Origin of the sequence: Phocaeicola vulgatus ATCC 8482 (assembly GCF_000012825.1) — a bacterium.
Taxonomy (GTDB): Bacteria; Bacteroidota; Bacteroidia; order Bacteroidales; family Bacteroidaceae; genus Phocaeicola; species Phocaeicola vulgatus.
In genome coordinates this window covers 2,132,851-2,152,434 of the sequence record NC_009614.1, presented here as the reverse complement: position 1 = coordinate 2,152,434, position 19,584 = coordinate 2,132,851, and the positions used below count along the sequence as shown (strand labels likewise).

The following is a 19,584-nucleotide window of genomic DNA, read 5'->3' as shown; positions in this document are numbered from 1 at the left end:
GATTTCCAATCCAATTTGAATGAGTATCCGCAACCATTAAAATTTAAATCAACTCATTCTTTAAACGAGCCGGCAACTCAGGCATAGCCCCGTTTTGCGTACATACGTATGCAGAAACCTCAACAGCCAGTTTATGCGCCTCGGCAACCGGCTTTCCCTTCAAAATAGCAGCTACAAAAGTCGCCGTGAACGAATCGCCCGCACCTACCGTATCGGCCACCTCCACCTTCGGAGTCTCTACAAATGAAATCTCACCCGGAGTAAAGACATAACTGCCATTGACACCACACGTTAAAATCAACATCTTCAGATTATATTTCGCCAACAGAATCCAGCATTTATCCTGCAAGTCTATGCCGGGATAACCGAACATACGGCTCACTGTGACCAACTCCTCGTCATTAATCTTTAAAATATTACATTTTTTCATCGAGTTGCAAAGAATCTCCTTCGTATAGAAACCTTGGCGCAAATTCACATCGAAAATTTTACATTGTCCTTCTCCTTCGGGCATCACATCCAGAAAACGGTTGATTGTTTCCCTTGAAACCACACTACGCTGTGCCAACGAGCCGAAGCATACGGAACGGGTATTCTTTGCCAACTCTTCCAAAGCAGGTGTAAAAGGTATATTATCCCAAGCCACCCCTTCTTTTATATCATACATAGGTACCCCATTAGGGTCCAGTTCCACCTGTACGGTTCCTGTGGGATAAGGCACTTTCTCTATCTGATACTTCAAGTTCTTGCCATCAAAATTCTCAAGTATCTCATTACCCAGCTTGTCATCGCCAATCGCACTGACCACCCGGCTGTCAAAACCGAATTGTGACACATGATAAGCGAAGTTTGCCGGAGCACCACCAATTTTCTTTCCTTCGGGCAGCACATCCCATAGTGCCTCACCCATTCCTACGATGATTTGATTCATGATATTATTTACTGTTTACAATTAAAATCATTTCTTTATTTTCAAGGTATACATCAACAAATAGATAACTCCGACAGTCATCACCGCCACAGCGCCACTCTGCCCCATGGCATCACTGGCAACTCCCATGGCCAACGGAAATACCGTACCGCCGAACAGCCCCATAATCATCAATCCGGAAACTTCATTTTTCTTTTCGGGCATGGCAAACAATGCCTGCGAGAATATAATAGAGAACACATTGGAGTTACCGAAACCAATCATGGCAATGCAAATATAAATAATTGTTTCCGAATGGAATATAAATAATCCCACCATTGCCAGCAACATGAACACGACACTGAGAGCAAAGAAAGACTTTGCAGAAGCCTTTTGCAAGATAAAGGCTCCGAGGAAGCAACCCACCGTACGGAAAATAAAATAAAGACTTGTTGCAAAACCGGCCTCAGCCAATGTCATATCCAAACGCTCCATCAAGATTTTAGGAGCCGTTGTATTCGTACCGACATCAATACCGACATGGCACATGATCCCAATGAAAGACAAGAGAATAAACGGTTTTCCCAACAAGGAAAAGCACGCTTTGAAGCCGGACGCTTTATCGGGTTTCTCTTCCTCAATAGGGGTCAGCCCCAACAACACGATGGCAAAAACGGCTATCACCATATAAACAGGAAATAATACCCGCCAGCCAAGCCCGAAAGTAGGAATAGCCTGCATCGCTCCCCACATGGCAATGTAAGGGGCAAGAAAGGAAGCAATAGCTTTTACAAACTGACCGAAAGTCAATGTACTTGCCAACTTTTCCCCCGCAATAATATTACTCAGCAACGGATTCAAAGAGGTTTGCATCAACGCATTACCGATACCCAGTAAAGAGAAAGAAATCAACATAAGCGTATAGCCGTCGCCGAATATTGGGAGCAGCAAAGAGGCAAAAGTGACAATCAGACTCAGAAGAACTGTCTTCTTACGCCCTATCTTATTCATCAGAATACCTGTAGGTACGGAGAAAATCAGGAACCAGAAGAAGACCAAGGAAGGAAATATATTGGCTTGAGAGTCTGTCAGATCCAGATCCGCTTTTACATAATTCGATGCAATCCCCACCAGGTCTACAAATCCCATGGCGAAGAAACACAGCATCACCGGAATTAATTTGGCATACAGATTTTTATTGCTATTCATGGCTTTATACTTAGTTTACAAACCTAACTTATATATTGTGAAATTTGAAATCTTCATCTCTCCTCCTTTACTATAAAAACGCAAAGAGTTATAAGGTTCATTCGGGAATACCAGATTAGTCATGGCAACGCGGCCACCGTCAACAAACAACTCCACACTTCCATTATCCACAAAAACTTGAATTTTATGTGCCTTCGCGGTGTTTATCGGAGCCCAAGTACCCAAAGCAAAATCATTTTTATAATTCACCGTAACCTCTTTATAACGAGCATAACTTTCTTCGGTATCCAAATCATGCGGTTTTACCTTCTTGCCAAAATCTACAATACCACTTTCCGCACGGTCCATTACCACACGTCCCTCCGAAGCGTCCAAATAAATCTTCACCTTCTCACCCAAACTGTTCAGCAATTCAAAACCAGCCTCTTTACCAGCCGACACCAGTTGCAATTCCAGTTCAAAAGCGCCGTCGTTATTTTCAAAAAGTGTTTCTAAACGCTTCTCGCCATTTACTGTAAAATCATCCAGCTTTTTAGAATCTTTCCGCAAGTGCTCCGTTTCCTTTACCGGTGCGGCACTCAGATAAAGCTGTTTGTCTTCTCCCGTATACAGACTCAGCTCACGCGGCAAAGCATTGGCACTGCGGAACTGTTGTATAGGAGTATAGTTAGCATACTGCCAGTTGCTCATCCAAGGTACGGCAATGACACGGTCGCCGGTATTCGAGAAACAAACAGTGGCATAATGGTCTTTTCCCCAGTCGAGCCATTTCACCACCTCGGGTTTCGTATCACATACAAACTGATGCCCGTCAAAGTCGCCTGTAAAATACATCGTACCGCTGCCTCCATAGACAAATCCCGGATTGATATTGACAATCATCACCCATTTCATCCTGGTCCGGTCACCATCTACAGGCAGTTGGATGAAATCCGGACATTCGAACTGATTGGGCTGAGGGCCAAATCCTTCTCCAAACTCACTCATGTATTCCCATTGCTTCAAGTTGGCAGATGAATAAAAACGCATATTCTTATCCGCACTGACAATCATAATCCATTTCTGTTCGGGTTCATACCAAAAGACCTTCGGGTCACGGAAATTCTGTAGTCCGTCAAACGGAGTAAGAACCGGATTCTGTTCATACTTCGTATAAGTACGCCCGTTGTCCGTACTGTATGCCATACTTTGCACCTGGCTCTGCCCACTGGGTATATTACGGTGCGAAGTATAAAAAGCGACAATTGTATTTTCACCGTAGCCTGCGCTGTTATGTTTATCCACAATGGCACTTCCCGAAAAGATATGCCCCAATGTATCACGGGCAATCGCTGGGTCAAGATGCTCCCAATGAACCAAATCCTTGCTCACGGAATGTCCCCAGTGCATATTTCCCCATACGGAGCCGTATGGATTATATTGAAAATAAAGGTGATATTCACCGTCTTTATAAACCAGTCCGTTGGCATCATTCATCCAGCCATAAAGCGGAGTGTGATGATAAACCGGACGGAACTTATCCCTGTTTGCCGTATCAAATGTATCCGAAACCCGGATGCTGTCCCAACACAGCGCATCTGCCTCCACCTTCTTTATAATGACAGTAGCTTCCTCACTTCCCTGAGGCAAGGCAAACGGAACATAATATTCAACGCTGTCTGTAGCCAGACGCACATCCATATCGGTATCTGCGGGGCTCCCAGTATCCAGCCTTACCAGTCCTTCCTTGCTGCTCTCCTGAATCGGAAGCAACAAATATTTAGCGGGACGGACAATATGTACGATTGTCACCGTATCTCCCTGATGTTCGAAAACCAGGTCATTTTTTTGTGACTGACAAGAAACAGCGCCTCCTGTAAAGGCTAAACCTAATGCAAGGTTAACAAGATTTGTTTTCATGAAGTATAGGATATTAAAAGTTTTGTTTGATTGTTTTTCGTTATCGGCAAAGTTAACGGAAACCTGCCTTACCGGCTGAAACATTTGTTTCATTCTTATGTATAAATGTTACTTTTCCACCATAAAGAAGAATTAAATCCCTCTTGAATCAGAATGTTATTTTCGCCGCAAATTCTACGGTGAACGGACGGATATAGCTGCCTGCCATCCATGCGCCGTTATATGCCGCCGCATTCTCCTTATCTACCAGCTCGGCTCCCGAAATACTTCCTTTCGCCCCGGTCTGGTTCAAGAAGTTTATCACAGTTCCGCTTAAGGACAGATGTTTGTTCACATTCCAGTTTATTCCACCGAATGTTTCCCAACGGCCGTTGAAATAATAAGCATTTTTAATATTTGCATACGTCTTGCTGAAGTAACGGAAACTGGCCCATACCTTCAAGTCTTTGGTAATGTTGTAACTAGGGTCCAGCTCAATCAGCACCTTCGGAATTTCGGTAACGATATTGCCGGTGGCATTGATACCCGATGTTGTCCCGTCACTAAAGGTCACTCCCGTTTCATACTTCTTATACTTCGGGCTTTGGTAAGTGAACAGGAAGTGGAAATCAAATCCTTTGAAAGGTTTCACCACCGCATCCGTCGTCCACCCTATTGTTTCAATATCATAACTCAATGCAGCCGCCTTAATATCCTTATCATTATTCGGATTAATCAGATTCAAGGTAGAGTTGTTGTTAGTCTTGGCAATATAACTGAACAGTGAGGTCAGACTAATCCAGTCATTATTGAAATAAATACCCGCACGCCCCAACGGAATCGTAATCTTATCTACATTCGGCATCTCGGCAGGAGCAAAGTTCGACATATTCGGCCGCTGGGTATTGTAGGTGAAATCGGCGGTAAAGCCAAACTGCTTTGTCATTTTATAAGTGGCGGCAGCCGTGAAAGCCATGTTCAGCCAGTTGTAACTGAAATAACGGGGAGCTATCTTCGTACCATCGGCTGCAACTGCCCCGATATGATAACCGGCAAAGCGGCCTACCGGATTGCCTTCGGCATTATATACCGCCAGGTTCTTTCCTGCCAGACGCTGGTACTCGAAGCGTGCGCCATAATACACATTCCATTTATCGGTGATGTCCCAGTCGTGAGTAGCATAAAGAGCCAGTTTGTTTTCATGTCCTTTGTAATATTCGGAAGCATTCTGGTTCAGATTATAATAAGGAGTGTTTCCGTAATGATGAATATCCTTCGTATCGGCGCTGTACAACATTTGGGGATATTCTTCCACCGTATGGTCATACATGGTAGTGTTCGAAGCATAGTCCACATCATAATACCATTCGTTCACCCCCACACGCCAAGTCATATCATCATACTTCCGCGACAACTCGGTGGTAAAGAAGAACTCATCTATATTCCCCCGGTTGAAACAGGACATGCGGCTCTGTACATATCCCTCATAAGGATTCAATGTTCCATCCAGTCCTTTGGTGCTATAGCCGTCGGCTCCTACTTTCTGCTCCATAGACATCGGAGTCTGGTACAGATAGGAACCCAAAGCATGGTCATACTTCATATTGATTTTCCACTCCAACCCGTTATCCCACCGGTAACGGTTCAGAACCGTCAACTGATTTCCTTTACTGGCCGTAGCATCATACAGACTGATCTTTTTCATCTCGCCGGTACGCATGTCCATATAAACCATATCCGATACATTGGGCAGATAAGAAGAAGTCCCCAGTCCGAAACCGGGAATTTCCTTCACACTCCCATCGCCTACATAAATAAATGGTGCACCGGTGGTAGCATTGGACAACCAATGGCTGTTGCTGTAATGGTAGATGGCAGAGAGCTGTCCACGTCCTTCATTGTAGAACTTGGTCAAGGCAAACTTATAGATCTGAGTCCGGTCCTGATATTGCGCAAAACGCAGTTTGAACGAACCCGGATCAAAATTCTGATAGATGCTGCCGCTGTAAAACCAATCTTTTCCGATGCTTCCATTCAGATTGAAGTCAAATTGCTGTTTACCGAAATGATTGGTGCCGTAGTTCAGCACACCATTCATTTTCTTCTCTTTATTCAAGCCGAGTTCCGTAAACGAATTGACAGCATAACCTATATTACCGGTAGTAATCGCTGTTTCGGAAATCTTCAGCAATCCGGTATGTCCCAAGCTGCTGTCTCCGCGCCAATGCGTGTTTACATTATGAGGATTCGAATTATATACCACAGGCAGACCATTTTCGAGTACATTCACATCACCACCGGGCAGACCGATAGAGATTTCACGAGGACCATTGGCACTAGCCGCATTCAACATGACATTGCGATTGCCTTCCTCTTTCGAATCAGAGGACACTTTGGTAGAATCTTGTTGTGCATAACCATTCAAGCAAGCGGCGGCAAGTAAAATAATGACCGCTCCCATCCGGTTCTTTTGCTGATTTTTGTTCATAGCATTAAATGTTTTTAGAAGTTTTTCTGAGGCAAAGGTAGGGGACAGCCGGCAACCTCTATAAAACATTTGTTACAGCTGCCGGCATTTTTGTTTCATTGCAACAAAAGTGACGGATTATGTAACATTTCTCGTGAACCATACGCCTTTTCACCTCTAAAAACAAATTCATGCCAATTTTCCTTCAGCCTTCAGTTTGGGCTGTTTTTCCCCATTCCATCGAAGAAAACACCTGAAGGATAATCCTTCAGCCTACTGTCAGCCCGCCTCCTCTTTTTCTATCCGAAGTATGCCGGTAATCAGCATAAAACACTTACCTTTACAGCACACCAACTGAAAAGAAAGACACCACAATGAAAGGAAAATCCCTCAAACCTTCAAGGGAAACATCTAATTTGCCCGTATAAGCTCTTTTCTCCTATGAATTAATAGGTTTTTCCAGTATGATTAAGTACTTTTGTCCTGAATACTAAGACAGACTCCGATGGCAGACTGTACAATCCACTATAGCAGACCGTACAGTCCACTACAGTAAACCGTACGGTCCATTGCCTGCGTCTATAGAAGTTAATAGAAAGAATCCCCTTAGCGTTCAGCAAGAAACGACTTAATCTCCCTATTAAAAAGCATTAAACATGGCAGCAAAGTATGATTTCAAAACCTCCCCCGACATACAGGGAGAGAAGGAACAGCCCACCCTGTATCCGCAAATTGTAGTATCGGGCACAAAAAACCTGAAAGACCTGGCTAAAGACATCGCCCGGCGTTCCACCGTCCACGAAGGGACCGTCGTCGGTCTGTTATGTGACCTGGAAAGCATTATCGCCAATTACCTGGCAGACGGTTATAACGTAAAACTGGGAGAACTGGGTACATTCTCGGCCACTCTGACTTGCCGCAAGGTAACGGACAAAAGCGAGATACGCGCCGCATCGGTACATTTTGACAACATAAAGTTCAAACCCACCCGGAAATTCCGTAAGGAGGTACGAAGCAAAGGAAAGCTGGAACGGGCGGAATATGGTTTCCGGACCTCCTCCACCCGATATTCAGCAGAAGAACGCTTTGTACGGCTGACAAATTATCTGAAAGAGCACTCCATTATCACTTGCAAGGAATATTGTGCCTTGACAGGGTTGCTGAAAACAAAAGCCGGCAGCGAACTACGCCAATGGAGCAGCGAAAAGAAAATAGAAAGAGACGGACGCGCCCCGCACGTGATATACAGGGCGATGCCGGAAGGCTGAAAAGGTATCCTTTCACCTGCTTCCCCCCTCTCCCGGAACCTTTATTCTTTCCGGGTGCGGCTGGTGGCTATGAGATACGCCCCCAGCAGAATCAGAGGCACACTGAGCCACTGCCCTATGTTAAAAGTCATATCCGCCTCTTCGGCAACCTGCGGATTCTTCATAAACTCCAGAGCAAAGCGAGTGCCAAAGAATATAAGCAAGCTTACTCCGGTTATTAATCCCACCCTCTTTTGTAAATGGTATGTATGGTACATCACCCAGGCAGTTACACCGGCAACCAGGCAATACAGCATTTCATAAATCTGAGTAGGATGGCAAGGCAAACCTTCATACAGCTGATGCCACTCCCGGGAACGGACAAATTCAAATCCCCAAGGCAACGTGGTGGGATATCCGAATATCTCGGAATTCATTAAATTACCAAAACGGATACAGAAGCAGACAATCGCCACAGCAGGTATCATGCGGTCAAACAACCACCACACACTTTTCCGGGTTACTTTTTTCGAGTACCACATCAGAGCCAGAATGATGGCGAACACCCCTCCGTGACTTGCCAGCCCGCCTTTCCAAATCTTGAATATTTCAACAGGATGGGCGCCATAATAGTCCCATTCATAAAACAAACAGTGCCCCAGACGGGCGCCAATGACCGTACTGACTATGCAATAGACAAAAAGCTTGTCCACCCACTCTTCCGGATACTTCTCTTTTTTGAATAAACGGCTTACCATTTCATAAGCCAATATGAAACCAAGGCCCCACATCAGCCCATACCAACGCACTTCCCAACTACCTACTTTAAATAAGATAGGATCCACATCCCATACAATACTTGCTATCATTGTTCTATTTCTTTGTTTATGAACACAAAGGAAATAAAAAAATCTCTTCTCCGGAATAAAACAGAGAAGAGATTTTCAGAATATCGTTCTTTTTGAGGAAACCTCTTTATACCAAATGGGCAATCAGTTCCTCACGGTCGCCGCACAGCAGATCAATTACAGGAACTTCGATCATGGTATAACATCCGGGCTGCTGTTTCATGGAGGCGCGTGCCACGCAAACCAGCACCTGCGCGGTAAGAGCCGGATTATTAATCTTCATGTCAAACTCGAACAACTGATTGTGAGTCTTGCCCGATACCCCTTTGCGAACCAGGTTAACGCCATGACCCACGTCGTTCAAATCGTCCACACATGGAACTTGTTTTACATGTGTCTCGTCATTTACAAAATAAGGATCCGACTTGATGGCGGCTTCCACAGTCTTGAAGTCCGCACCTTCTTCCAGTTCCACATACACCATACGGCGATGGATACCGGTTCCCACAGGAATAGTCATGGACAAAGCATCCTTCACTCCATCAATGGCACGGACTGCTACGGAATGCCCCATGCTGCGTCCCGGACCGAAATTGGTATAAGTAATGCCCTTCGGAGCGATGGCTTCCAGCAGTGTACGGACTACAGAATCGCTTCCCGGATCCCATCCGGCAGAAATAATAGCGACAGCCTTACCGGCCTTTGCCGACTCATCCAATGAACGGCGGAGAGAAGTGATTTGTGTATGAATGTCGAAACTATCTACCGTATTGATACCCATTGCCAGAATCTCTTTCGCATATTCTTCCACGCTACGGGTCGGAGTAGCCAGCACAGCCACATCCACATCTTTCAATTCCTTTATATCTTTCACCACAGCGTATGCTTCCAACTCGGCAGGCTTGTTTTCCGCACCGCTACGACGGACGATACCTGCAATCTCAAAATCGGGAGCAGCTTCCAAAGCCTCCACTACATACTGACCAATGTTACCGTATCCAACCACGGCCGCTCTTATTTTTTTCATCTTTTATTGGGTTTAGTTTACTATTATCTGTTAATTCGCTGCAAAAATAAACATTTTGCCTCGTTTTTTTGTTCACTACGACCTAATAATTTAAAAATATTCTTGCCGAACTTATAATTTAAAAGATAGATGTCCTATTTTTGCAAAGAACTGTAAATTTTCAAATGAAACAACCATGATAGAATATATTAAAGGAGACATTGCGGAGATTACTCCGGCAACGGTGGTTTTAGATTGTAACGGGATGGGGTATGGCATCAATATCTCATTGAATACGTATTCGGCCATTCAGAATCAGAGCAATACGAAATTATATATTTATGAAGCGATCCGGGAAGATGCCTACGTACTCTACGGATTCTCGACCAAACAGGAACGGGAGTTGTTTTTGTTACTGATTTCCGTATCGGGCATCGGCGGCAACACGGCACGTATGATTCTGTCGGCCTTATCCCCTTCCGAGCTGTGCGGAGTAATCAGTTCCGGTAATGACAAGTTATTGAAAACGGTAAAAGGCATCGGCCTGAAAACTGCCCAACGCATCATAGTGGACTTAAAGGACAAGATCGCCACTTCGGGCGTGGAGACGGTGAACAGTGAAATGTTTGCCAATCCGGGCAATACGGAAATTCATGACGAGGCTGTCGCCGCACTCACCATGCTGGGATTCGCACAAGCCGCATCACAAAAGGTAGTGGCTGCCATACTGAAAGAGGAGCCTGCCGCCCCGGTAGAGAAAGTGATCAAGCTGGCCTTGAAGCGATTGTAAGGGCTGTACATGAAACAAGGAACACGGACAATGCGGACTTTGGGGAGATTCTCTTCAGGATCCGCATTGTTTGTGTTCCCATCCACATTACTTCTCTTCCTCCTGTTCCTGCATTTTGCGGGTTACAAACTCTATTTTCAAGTTCGCTTCTTTCTTATCTTTACGGATTTGTTCCATGCCGGACAGGATGCGCGCCAACTCCGTCAATTCTGCAATCGCCTTACGGTCATTGGGTTGCATAGCCGTTTTATAAGTACGGTCTCCGATAAACTGAAGTTGGATATTCTTATCTTTGTTCGCTACAATAAAAGCGATAACGCCGCCGTCTTCCCCCATCTTGTAATCGGCCTTCTCGATTGCACGGCCCAAGTCAGTGGTTTCATAGCTGTCTTTCGAGGCGGGAGTTTCGGCAAAGGTATCCCCCACACTCACTTTCACCGCCGTATGATGCAACGTACCGCCAGCACAATAAATAGAGGTAAGGGACATTTCCCCCTGCTCGTTCACCTGTCCGCGCAAGAATGAACGGCCTATATTCTTTTCTACCGTCTGGGTGGGATAAAAATAGTTACCCACCTCCTGATATGCAGTATCTTTCTCAAGAACAAAATTACCCTTGACGGAATCCAGCTGAGCTTGTTTCACCACCATCATGCTATCCAGGTAAATCAGACTTTTCCGCTGTTCTTTCAAATCCACCTGCTGCATCAGCTTGACTCCCTGTTTTCTAGCTTCAAACGCTTTCGGATAAAGGATGCGGATACTGTCTATCTGCAATTTGGCCTCATTAAAGTTCTCTTTTTCCAAAGCCGCTTCGGCCTTACGCAAATTTTCTTGCGCTTTCTTCTCGCCGCCATCATCACAACCGGCCAGCAACAAGGCAAATAATGCTACTAATCCTATCTTTTTCATGTACTTGATCGTTTTATATGCAGGCAAAAATACAATTTAATTGCGTGATTTCTCCTTATCCTGCGCAAAAAATCGTAAATTTGCCCCTCTTTAAGATGAATATGGAACTAAAAGAACACTTTAATAATAAGATATTCAAGTTAATCTCCGAAACGGCAGACGAACTGGGATTGGAATGTTACGTTGTAGGAGGTTATGTACGAGATATATTCCTGAAGCGTCCCTCGAAGGATATAGACGTTGTAGTAGTAGGGAGCGGAATTGAAATGGCACAGGCCTTCGGCAGGAAGCTGGGACGTGGGGCACGCGTTTCTGTTTTTAAAAACTTCGGTACGGCACAAATCAAGTACCATGATACGGAAGTGGAGTTTGTGGGGGCCCGCAAGGAATCATACAGCCATGACAGCCGCAAGCCTGTAGTAGAGAACGGCACCTTGGAGGATGACCAAAACCGGCGCGATTTCACGATCAATGCCATGGCAGTGTGCCTGAACAAAGCACGTTTCGGTGAACTGGTAGATCCTTTTAACGGGCTGGACGATTTGAAAGAGAGAACTATCCGTACACCGCTGGACCCGGACATCACTTTCAGTGACGATCCGCTCCGCATGATGCGTTGTGTCCGGTTTGCCACACAACTGAACTTCTATATTGACGACACCACTTTCGAAGCACTGTCACGCAACAAGGAACGCATTCATATTATCTCCAAAGAGCGCATCGCCGACGAGTTGAACAAGATCCTGCTCGCCCCCATACCGTCCAAAGGCTTTATAGAACTGGACCGCTGCGGACTGCTGCCTTTGATTTTTCCCGAACTGGTGGCGCTGCAAGGAGTGGAAACCCGAAACGGGCGTGCCCATAAAGACAACTTCTATCATACCCTGGAAGTTGTGGACAATATTTCCAAACATACCGACAACCTATGGCTGCGTTGGGCTACGCTGTTGCATGATATAGGCAAGCCACGTACCAAACGCTGGGAGCCACGTATAGGATGGACTTTCCATAATCATAACTTTATCGGTGAAAAAATGGTTCCGGATCTCTTCCGCAAGATGAAACTGCCCATGAATGAGAAGATGAAATATGTCCAAAAGTTGGTCAGCCTGCACATGCGCCCCATTGTTATCGCAGATGATGTAGTAACCGATTCCGCCGTGCGACGTCTGCTTTTTGAAGCCGGAGATGATATTGACGACTTGATGATGCTGTGCGAAGCGGACATCACTTCAAAAAATGAAGCACGAAAACAAAAATTCCTGGATAACTTCAAACTGGTACGCCAGAAGCTGAAAGACCTGGAAGAAAAAGACCGGATACGCAATTTCCAACCTCCGGTAGACGGAGAAGAAATTATGCGGATATTCGACCTGCAGCCCTGCCGTGAAATAGGCAGTCTGAAAAGTTCTATCAAGGATGCCATACTGGATGGAATCATCCCTAATGAACATGATGCTGCTTTAGAACACATGTTGAAGAAAGCAAAAAGCATGGGATTAACTCCAAAAAACTTATAAGAAATTGACCATACACTATACCAAAGGAGAAGAGTGGGCCAATACCCTGTCACATGGCGTTGGTATCCTGATAGGTATCGCCGGCGGCGGTTATCTGTTGCTTACTGCCATGAAAAGTGGCAATCCGTGGGCAACAGGCGGCATGTGGCTCTACCTATTCGGTATGCTGTCTTCCTATATCAGCTCCACCTGGTATCATGCCAGCAAACCATCTCCTCACCGCGAAGTGTTGCGCAAATTCGATCATGCTTCGATTTATCTGCATATCGCAGGCAGCTATTCCCCCATCATGCTGATAGCCTTGCGGGAAGCAGATTATTGGGGATGGGGAATTCTTAGTTTCGTATGGCTATGCGCCCTCGCCGGGATCATTCTATGTTTTTGTAACCTGAAAGAACATAGCAACCTGGAAACAATTTGCTATATAGCCATGGGATGCAGCATTTTTGTAGGTTTCAAGCCGCTCTGCCAACATGTGCCTCCCGCTTTTATTTATTGGTTAATCGGTGAAGGAGTGTCTTACATCACCGGAGCTGTCTTTTATTCCTTCCCCAAATTGCCCTATATGCACTCTGTTTTCCATCTGTTCGTATTAGGAGGAACGGTCTGCCACATGATGGCATTGTGGTACATTTTATAACCTTCCCATCTTCAATAAGTTATCCGTTTTGGAAAACTTTTATCCATTTTTTAAATAGAAAGTTTCCCAAAATGTTATACCTTTGCAGCTGTCCGACAAGGTGAAGTTAACCACTTCCAAGAGGGAATGCCGTGAAAATCAGCAACAGTACCCGCTGCTGTAATTCTCGTAGAGCTGAAACAATATGCCACTACAAAACCATTTGCGGGAAGGCGTTTTAAGGGAGAGATAAGTCAGAAAACCTGCCTGGAAGGACAGCCAAGTTTTTTAAATTAACAATTAATTTTTCAAACAATGAATTACGCTGAGATTTGTATTATTAAGCGTGATGGAAAGCGGGAAGACTTTTCCATCAGTAAAATTAAAAATGCAATCGGCAAGGCATTCCATGCCTCCGGAATTGACAATGAAGACAAACTGATTGCTGAAATTACCATGCGGGTTATCAGCAATTTCGTATCTCCAACCATCAGTGTGGAAGAGATTCAGGATCTGGTAGAAAAGGAACTGATGAAAGTACGTCCCGAAGTGGCCAAGAAATATATTATTTATCGCGAATGGCGGAATACGGAACGCGACCGTAAAACGCAAATGAAGCACATCATGGACGGCATTGTAGCCATCGACAAAAATGATGTCAACCTGAGTAATGCCAACATGTCCAGCCATACTCCCGCCGGACAGATGATGACTTTTGCCTCGGAAGTTACTAAAGACTATACCTATAAATACCTGTTGCCTAAAAAATATGCCGAAGCACATCAGTTGGGCGACATACATATACATGATTTGGATTACTATCCCACCAAGACTACCACTTGTATCCAATATGACCTGGATGACTTGTTCGAACGCGGCTTCCGCACTAAAAACGGAAGTATCCGTACTCCACAGTCCATTCAAAGTTATGCCACTCTGGCCACCATCATATTCCAGACAAACCAGAACGAGCAACACGGCGGACAAGCTATTCCCGCCTTCGACTTCTTTATGGCGGAAGGGGTCCGGAAGACATTTCGCAAACATCTGAAAACTTTAACCGAGTTTTATATAGAAGTAGAGGGAAAAGAACCCGGAACAGAGGCTCTCAAGAAAATTGAAGAGAAAGCATACGCCATGACGCGCAAAGATACACATCAGGCCATGGAAGGATTCATCCACAACCTGAACACCATGCATTCGCGAGGGGGAAACCAAGTCGTGTTCAGTTCCATCAATTATGGAACAGACACTTCTCCCGAAGGCCGCATGGTCATAGAGGAACTGCTGAAAGCTACCATCGAAGGCCTGGGTACCCGTGGCGAAGTACCGGTCTTCCCCATACAGATATTCAAGGTTAAAGACGGAGTATCTTATTCCGAAGAGGACTATAAGAAAGCCATGGAAAACTTCGAAGCGGCACTGGAAGGCAAAATGGAATTCCAAGCTCCCAATTTCGACTTGTTTCTGAAAGCCTGCCGTACCACCGCAAAAGCCTTGTTCCCTAATTTTATGTTTTTGGATACTCCTTATAACAAAAATGAGAAATGGGATATCAAGGACCCTAAACGCTACCGCTATGAACTGGCAACTATGGGATGCCGTACCCGCGTATACGAAAATATAGCAGGTGAAAAAAGTTCATTAGGACGTGGCAACCTGTCATTCACCACCATGAATATGCCCCGGCTGGCCATCGAAGCACGCATCAAGGCAGAAAGTCTGGAAGAGTCAGGCAAGAAAGAGGCCATAGAAAGAAAAGCAAAAGAAATATTCATAGAAAGTGTACATGCTTTGTCCGAACTAATCGCCGAACAATTGTATGCACGCTACCAGTATCAACGTACAGCCTTGGCACGCCAGTTCCCGTTCATGATGGGGAATGATGTGTGGAAAGGCGGAGGAAAACTTTCGCCCAACGACCAGGTGGGGGATGTATTGCGTCAAGGCACATTAGGGATAGGCTTTATCGGCGGACACAATGCCATGATGGCTCTTTATGGAGAAGGTCACGCACATAGCCAGAAAGCATGGGATACATTATTCGAAGCCGTTACGGAAATGAATAAAGTGGCAGACGAATACAAACAGAAATATCAGTTGAATTTCTCCGTACTTGCCACTCCTGCCGAAGGACTTTCCGGACGCTTCACCCGTATGGACCGCCGCAAATACGGCATCATTCCCGGCGTGACGGATAATGACTATTATGTAAACTCTTTCCACGTAGATGTAAAAGAGCCCATCACCATCACCGAGAAGATAAAACGGGAAGCTCCTTTCCACGCCATTACCCGCGGAGGGCATATCACTTACGTGGAACTGGACGGAGAAGCTCAGAAAAATGTAAAAGCCATAGCCAAGATTGTAAAAGTAATGCATGACGAAGGCATTGGATACGGTTCCATCAACCATCCTGTTGATACTTGTCAGGCTTGCGGTTACAAAGGAGTCATTTACGACAAGTGCCCTGTTTGCCAGAGCGAGAATATAATGCGAATGCGTCGCATTACCGGGTATTTGACAGGCGACCTCAGCACTTGGAATTCAGCCAAGCGTGCTGAAGAACGTGACCGGGTAAAGCATGGATAATCAGCATGAACTTGTTATTTACCTATCCTGAAACAATAGTCGACGGTGAAGGCATCCGCTATTCCATCTATCTGGCCGGATGCCGTCACCATTGTCGCGGTTGCCAGAATCCCGAATCCTGGAATCCATCGGCAGGCACTCCGCTCACACCGGAAAAAATAGAAAAAATGATCTGCGAAATAAATGCCAATCCATTATTGGACGGAATCACCTTTTCCGGTGGAGATCCACTTTATCATCCCCAAGAATTCCTGGCTCTGGTCAAACAGATCAAAGAAGCTACCGGACAAAACATCTGGTGTTATACTGGATATACATTTGAACAGATACAAAACGATGAAATGTTAAAACCGATACTGGATTATGTGGATGTTATAGTAGACGGACGATTTGAGCCGGATTTGTACTCTCCTTACTTGGAATTTCGGGGCAGCAGTAATCAACGCATCATCCGTGTGCGATAACGCTAAAAGAAATAAAAAAGGGGTGTTTTCTTGATATATATCATGAATTCACCCTTTTTTATGTTTTTCAGCATATATTTACTTGCTAATTTCAAGAAAAACCGTACCTTTGCAATGTGGTTGTGAAACCAAATATTAAGTTAATAAAGAAAAGAACAAAATTAGGTATTAAGTATTAAGGTAAAGATTTTAATTTAAGGTATTAGATTTAGGTAAAGAAAGATTGATTTAGAAAGGTATTAGTAGTAAGATTTAAGGTAATTAGAAAAAGAAAGTTTTCAGGAGATTAGTTTTATAGGTATTAAAAGAGTTGTTTTTTTAGGTACAAGAGAGAGAGGATAACACAACTGAGACGAGAAAGATGAAAAGAACCCCATAATGGAGGGGGGTTCTTCAGGATGTGAGCGGGTTTGATAAAAACTTTCGCTCTTTTTTTATGTCTTTTTTTCACCACGGGAGAGAAACAATATAAAAAACGCAGATTTCCGCAAAGACGATTGATTCAATCTTTGCGGAAATCCGTGCCTATCGGCATTGTTATAAAAATGCCGTGTCCTTTTCTGTCATGCAGACCTAGAACAAGAATCGCATGATATCATTAAAGTTCGCCCAAATGAGCAAGGCAAACAGTAAAAACATACCTACCATCTGCGCATATTCCATAAACTTGTCACTCGGCTTACGGCGGGCAATGATTTCATAAAGCAGGAATAATACATGTCCGCCATCCAATGCCGGAATAGGCAGAATATTCATAAACGCCAAGATGATTGACAGAAAAGCAGTCATTTCCCAAAAGCGATGCCAATCCCATACTTTCGGAAAAATACTTCCTATCGTTCCAAAACCACCTACGCTCTTGGCTCCTTCTTTGGTGAACACATATTTCATATCGTTCACATATCCTTTTAATGTATTTACTCCTAATTGTACCCCTGCAGGAAAAGATTCAAAGAAACCAAATTCACGGGTTGTTTCTTTATAATCAGCCAATGAAGAGAATGTTGCACCCACTCTAAACAAAGAGTCTGTACGCACCGTCACGGTGTCACGCAGTCCGTTACGCGAATATACCATTTGTAGAGAAGCATCTTTATCTCCTGTAGCTTCCGCATCAGCCTGCATATTATCCAGTTTTTCCACCAATGCATTCCATGAGTTCAACCTCTCGCCATTGACCGCGACCAGACTATCTCCCTTCTGTATACCGGCCTTATCCAAGCCACCGCCCGGTATCACCGAGTCAACGACATTAGGAACTAACGCCGTAACAAACATCGGATCGTCCTTTGCTATATCCAACAAGCTGATCTCAGGCATATATACTTCGGCTTCCTTTCCGTCGCGCAATACAGTCACTGTACGTGCCTCAGCAATATCACGAAGCATATCCACCCCGAAACGCTCCAATGGTTTTTCATCTGCACGAAGAAGAATATCACCGTCACGGAAACCTATTTCCCGGGCACGCTCATTAAATTTCATACCATGAGTCATGTCTTGCAGCGATACAAAAGAATCTCCCCAATGGAATAAAATCATGGAATAGATGAAGATAGCCAGCAAGAAATTCATCAAGACACCACCCACCATGATAAGCAGACGCTGCCAAGCCGGTTTTGAACGAAATTCCCATGGCTTAGCAGGCTGTTTCATCTGCTCGGTATCCATAGATTCGTCTATCATACCCGAAATTTTCACATATCCCCCCAAAGGCACCCAGCCAATACCATATTCCGTATCACTGTTCTTCGGTTTGAATTTGAACAAAGAAAACCACGGATCAAAAAATATGTAGAACTTCTCTACTCTTACTTTAAAAAGACGTGAAAAAAGAAAATGTCCTCCCTCATGAATAATGACCAATAATGAAAGGCTCATTATCAATTGAAGAGCACGAATCAAAAATGTTTCCATCTAACTATTTACTATTTTATAATTTATAATTAACATAATTCTCTGCCAACTACCATTTAAGATGACAAAAGGGACAACGCTACCCGACGCGCCTCAGCATCAGTATCCACATAGTCTTCATAAGTCGGTTCCTTGATATAAGCAACTTTACCCATAGTCTGTTCTATGACATCACTCATACCCAGGAAAGATATTTTGTCTTTCAGGAAAGCATCCACCACCACTTCATTAGCTGCATTCACTATACAGGGCATATTTCCGGCCCGATACAAAGCCTCGTATGCCAATGCCAAATTACGAAAACGTTTGGTATCAGGCTGTTCAAAAGTCAGGTCTGTTATACGGGCAAAATCCAACCGCTCGAAAGAAGATTTCACGCGCTCCGGATACGAAAAAGCATATTGAATAGGTAAACGCATATCGGGCATGCCCAACTGTGCTTTCACAGCCCCATCCTCAAACTGCACCATAGAATGAATGACAGATTGTGGATGAACTACCACTTCAATTTGCTCCGGACGCATTCCGAATAACCATTTAGCCTCAATCACTTCAAACCCTTTGTTCATCATGGAAGCCGAATCAATGGTTATCTTCGCTCCCATCTCCCAATTGGGATGCTTCAAAGCTTGTGCTTTGGTCACTGTTTGCAACTGCTCCATGGTATAAGTACGGAACGGCCCTCCTGAAGCTGTCAAGATCACTTTCTCCAACCGGTTATTTATTTCCAGACACTGGAAGATAGCCGAATGCTCCGAATCCACGGGAAGTACAGGTGTATGGTACTGATTTGCCAGTGCATTAATCAACTCCCCGGCTACAACCAGTGTTTCTTTATTAGCCAAAGCAATAGCTTTACCTGCCTTTATCGCATTTATAGTAGGACGCAATCCGGCATAACCTACCATAGAAGCCAGTACAATGTCAATAGGTTGTGATTCCACAATTTGAGAGAGCGCATCCGCTCCTGCATATACTTTGACAGGCAGATCACTCAGCGCCTCTTTCAATTGAAGGTATTTTTCCTCATTGGCTATCACTACCGCCTCGGGCATGAACTTACGGGCTTGTTCTACCAATAAATCGACCCTGTTATTGGCTGTCAACGCATAGACCTCATATAAATCTGGATGTTCCTCTATTACCTGTAAAGCTTGTGTACCGATAGAGCCGGTAGAACCTAATATCGCTATTTGTTTTTTCAT

General features: G+C 44.5%; 15 protein-coding genes and 1 riboswitch. Of the genes, 6 read left to right on the top strand and 9 right to left on the bottom strand.

From position 1 onward, the window contains the following. Window positions 1-43: 43 nt before the first annotated feature. From BVU_RS08465 to BVU_RS08450, 4 genes are all read right to left on the bottom strand, one after another. Window positions 44-931, bottom strand: a complete 888-nt coding sequence (locus BVU_RS08465; protein WP_005838670.1) for a carbohydrate kinase family protein — start codon at window positions 929-931, stop codon at window positions 44-46. 27 nt (window positions 932-958) lie between these two features. Beyond that, window positions 959-2,119 carry an MFS transporter gene (locus tag BVU_RS08460; protein ID WP_008667877.1) on the bottom strand — a complete coding sequence of 387 codons (1,161 nt, stop codon included), beginning with the start codon at window positions 2,117-2,119 and terminating at the stop codon, window positions 959-961. 15 nt (window positions 2,120-2,134) lie between these two features. Continuing rightward, window positions 2,135-4,018 (bottom strand): DUF4980 domain-containing protein, encoded by a 1,884-nt coding sequence (locus tag BVU_RS08455; protein WP_041174528.1) that lies wholly within the window; start codon window positions 4,016-4,018, stop codon window positions 2,135-2,137. A gap of 148 nt (window positions 4,019-4,166) precedes the next feature. Next, a complete protein-coding gene (locus BVU_RS08450; RefSeq protein WP_011965251.1) occupies window positions 4,167-6,485 on the bottom strand; it encodes a TonB-dependent receptor in 2,319 nt (772 codons plus the stop codon). A gap of 635 nt (window positions 6,486-7,120) precedes the next feature. Here BVU_RS08450 and BVU_RS08445 point away from each other — a divergent pair. Then, on the top strand, window positions 7,121-7,732 hold the full coding sequence (locus BVU_RS08445) for an HU family DNA-binding protein (RefSeq protein WP_005838679.1): 612 nt from the start codon (window positions 7,121-7,123) through the stop codon (window positions 7,730-7,732). Between the two features lie 41 nt (window positions 7,733-7,773). Here BVU_RS08445 and lgt read toward each other — a convergent pair whose 3' ends face one another. Next, window positions 7,774-8,580, bottom strand: coding sequence for a prolipoprotein diacylglyceryl transferase (gene lgt, locus BVU_RS08440; RefSeq protein ID WP_005838681.1), 807 nt, complete (start codon window positions 8,578-8,580; stop codon window positions 7,774-7,776). A gap of 106 nt (window positions 8,581-8,686) precedes the next feature. Then, window positions 8,687-9,586 carry a diaminopimelate dehydrogenase gene (locus tag BVU_RS08435; RefSeq protein ID WP_005838684.1) on the bottom strand — a complete coding sequence of 300 codons (900 nt, stop codon included), beginning with the start codon at window positions 9,584-9,586 and terminating at the stop codon, window positions 8,687-8,689. 175 nt (window positions 9,587-9,761) lie between these two features. On the opposite strand from BVU_RS08435, the gene ruvA reads away from it, so the two are divergent. Further along, window positions 9,762-10,355 carry a Holliday junction branch migration protein RuvA gene (gene ruvA / locus BVU_RS08430; protein WP_005838686.1) on the top strand — a complete coding sequence of 198 codons (594 nt, stop codon included), beginning with the start codon at window positions 9,762-9,764 and terminating at the stop codon, window positions 10,353-10,355. An 87-nt stretch (window positions 10,356-10,442) separates the two neighbouring features. Here the strand turns inward: ruvA and BVU_RS08425 are convergent, their stop codons facing one another. Further along, window positions 10,443-11,267 (bottom strand): hypothetical protein, encoded by an 825-nt coding sequence (locus tag BVU_RS08425; protein WP_005838688.1) that lies wholly within the window; start codon window positions 11,265-11,267, stop codon window positions 10,443-10,445. A 17-nt stretch (window positions 11,268-11,284) separates the two neighbouring features. Between BVU_RS08425 and BVU_RS08420 the strand changes: the two genes are divergently transcribed. From BVU_RS08420 to nrdG, 4 genes are all read left to right on the top strand, one after another. Further along, on the top strand, window positions 11,285-12,787 hold the full coding sequence (locus BVU_RS08420; RefSeq protein ID WP_041174429.1) for a CCA tRNA nucleotidyltransferase: 1,503 nt from the start codon (window positions 11,285-11,287) through the stop codon (window positions 12,785-12,787). A 4-nt stretch (window positions 12,788-12,791) separates the two neighbouring features. Further along, window positions 12,792-13,427, top strand: a complete 636-nt coding sequence (gene trhA / locus BVU_RS08415) for a PAQR family membrane homeostasis protein TrhA (protein ID WP_005838692.1) — start codon at window positions 12,792-12,794, stop codon at window positions 13,425-13,427. Between the two features lie 81 nt (window positions 13,428-13,508). Further along, window positions 13,509-13,692, top strand: a riboswitch (cobalamin riboswitch). Between the two features lie 29 nt (window positions 13,693-13,721). Next, window positions 13,722-15,998, top strand: coding sequence for an anaerobic ribonucleoside triphosphate reductase (locus BVU_RS08410; RefSeq protein WP_011965249.1), 2,277 nt, complete (start codon window positions 13,722-13,724; stop codon window positions 15,996-15,998). A gap of 5 nt (window positions 15,999-16,003) precedes the next feature. After that, window positions 16,004-16,462 (top strand): anaerobic ribonucleoside-triphosphate reductase activating protein, encoded by a 459-nt coding sequence (gene nrdG, locus BVU_RS08405; RefSeq protein ID WP_005838696.1) that lies wholly within the window; start codon window positions 16,004-16,006, stop codon window positions 16,460-16,462. A 573-nt stretch (window positions 16,463-17,035) separates the two neighbouring features. On the opposite strand, the gene rseP is transcribed toward nrdG, so the two are convergent. Continuing rightward, window positions 17,036-18,379 (bottom strand): RIP metalloprotease RseP, encoded by a 1,344-nt coding sequence (rseP, locus tag BVU_RS08400; RefSeq protein ID WP_005839240.1) that lies wholly within the window; start codon window positions 18,377-18,379, stop codon window positions 17,036-17,038. 56 nt (window positions 18,380-18,435) lie between these two features. After that, complete coding sequence (locus BVU_RS08395) at window positions 18,436-19,584, bottom strand: 1-deoxy-D-xylulose-5-phosphate reductoisomerase (RefSeq protein ID WP_005853614.1); 1,149 nt, start codon at window positions 19,582-19,584, stop codon at window positions 18,436-18,438.

Bases quoted from the DNA above. Each gene is read 5' to 3' on its own strand.
- BVU_RS08445 (WP_005838679.1), top strand. From the start codon at position 7,121: ATGGCAGCAAAGTATGATTTCAAAACCTCCCCCGACATACAGGGAGAG.
- BVU_RS08395 (WP_005853614.1), bottom strand. From the start codon at position 19,584: ATGAAAAAACAAATAGCGATATTAGGTTCTACCGGCTCTATCGGTACA.
- BVU_RS08410 (WP_011965249.1), top strand. From the start codon at position 13,722: ATGAATTACGCTGAGATTTGTATTATTAAGCGTGATGGAAAGCGGGAA.
- BVU_RS08455 (WP_041174528.1), bottom strand. From the start codon at position 4,018: ATGAAAACAAATCTTGTTAACCTTGCATTAGGTTTAGCCTTTACAGGA.
- ruvA (WP_005838686.1), top strand. From the start codon at position 9,762: ATGATAGAATATATTAAAGGAGACATTGCGGAGATTACTCCGGCAACG.
- BVU_RS08420 (WP_041174429.1), top strand. From the start codon at position 11,285: ATGCAGGCAAAAATACAATTTAATTGCGTGATTTCTCCTTATCCTGCG.
- rseP (WP_005839240.1), bottom strand. From the start codon at position 18,379: ATGGAAACATTTTTGATTCGTGCTCTTCAATTGATAATGAGCCTTTCA.
- BVU_RS08460 (WP_008667877.1), bottom strand. From the start codon at position 2,119: ATGAATAGCAATAAAAATCTGTATGCCAAATTAATTCCGGTGATGCTG.
- lgt (WP_005838681.1), bottom strand. From the start codon at position 8,580: ATGATAGCAAGTATTGTATGGGATGTGGATCCTATCTTATTTAAAGTA.
- BVU_RS08465 (WP_005838670.1), bottom strand. From the start codon at position 931: ATGAATCAAATCATCGTAGGAATGGGTGAGGCACTATGGGATGTGCTG.
- BVU_RS08435 (WP_005838684.1), bottom strand. From the start codon at position 9,586: ATGAAAAAAATAAGAGCGGCCGTGGTTGGATACGGTAACATTGGTCAG.
- BVU_RS08450 (WP_011965251.1), bottom strand. From the start codon at position 6,485: ATGAACAAAAATCAGCAAAAGAACCGGATGGGAGCGGTCATTATTTTA.
- BVU_RS08425 (WP_005838688.1), bottom strand. From the start codon at position 11,267: ATGAAAAAGATAGGATTAGTAGCATTATTTGCCTTGTTGCTGGCCGGT.
- nrdG (WP_005838696.1), top strand. From the start codon at position 16,004: ATGAACTTGTTATTTACCTATCCTGAAACAATAGTCGACGGTGAAGGC.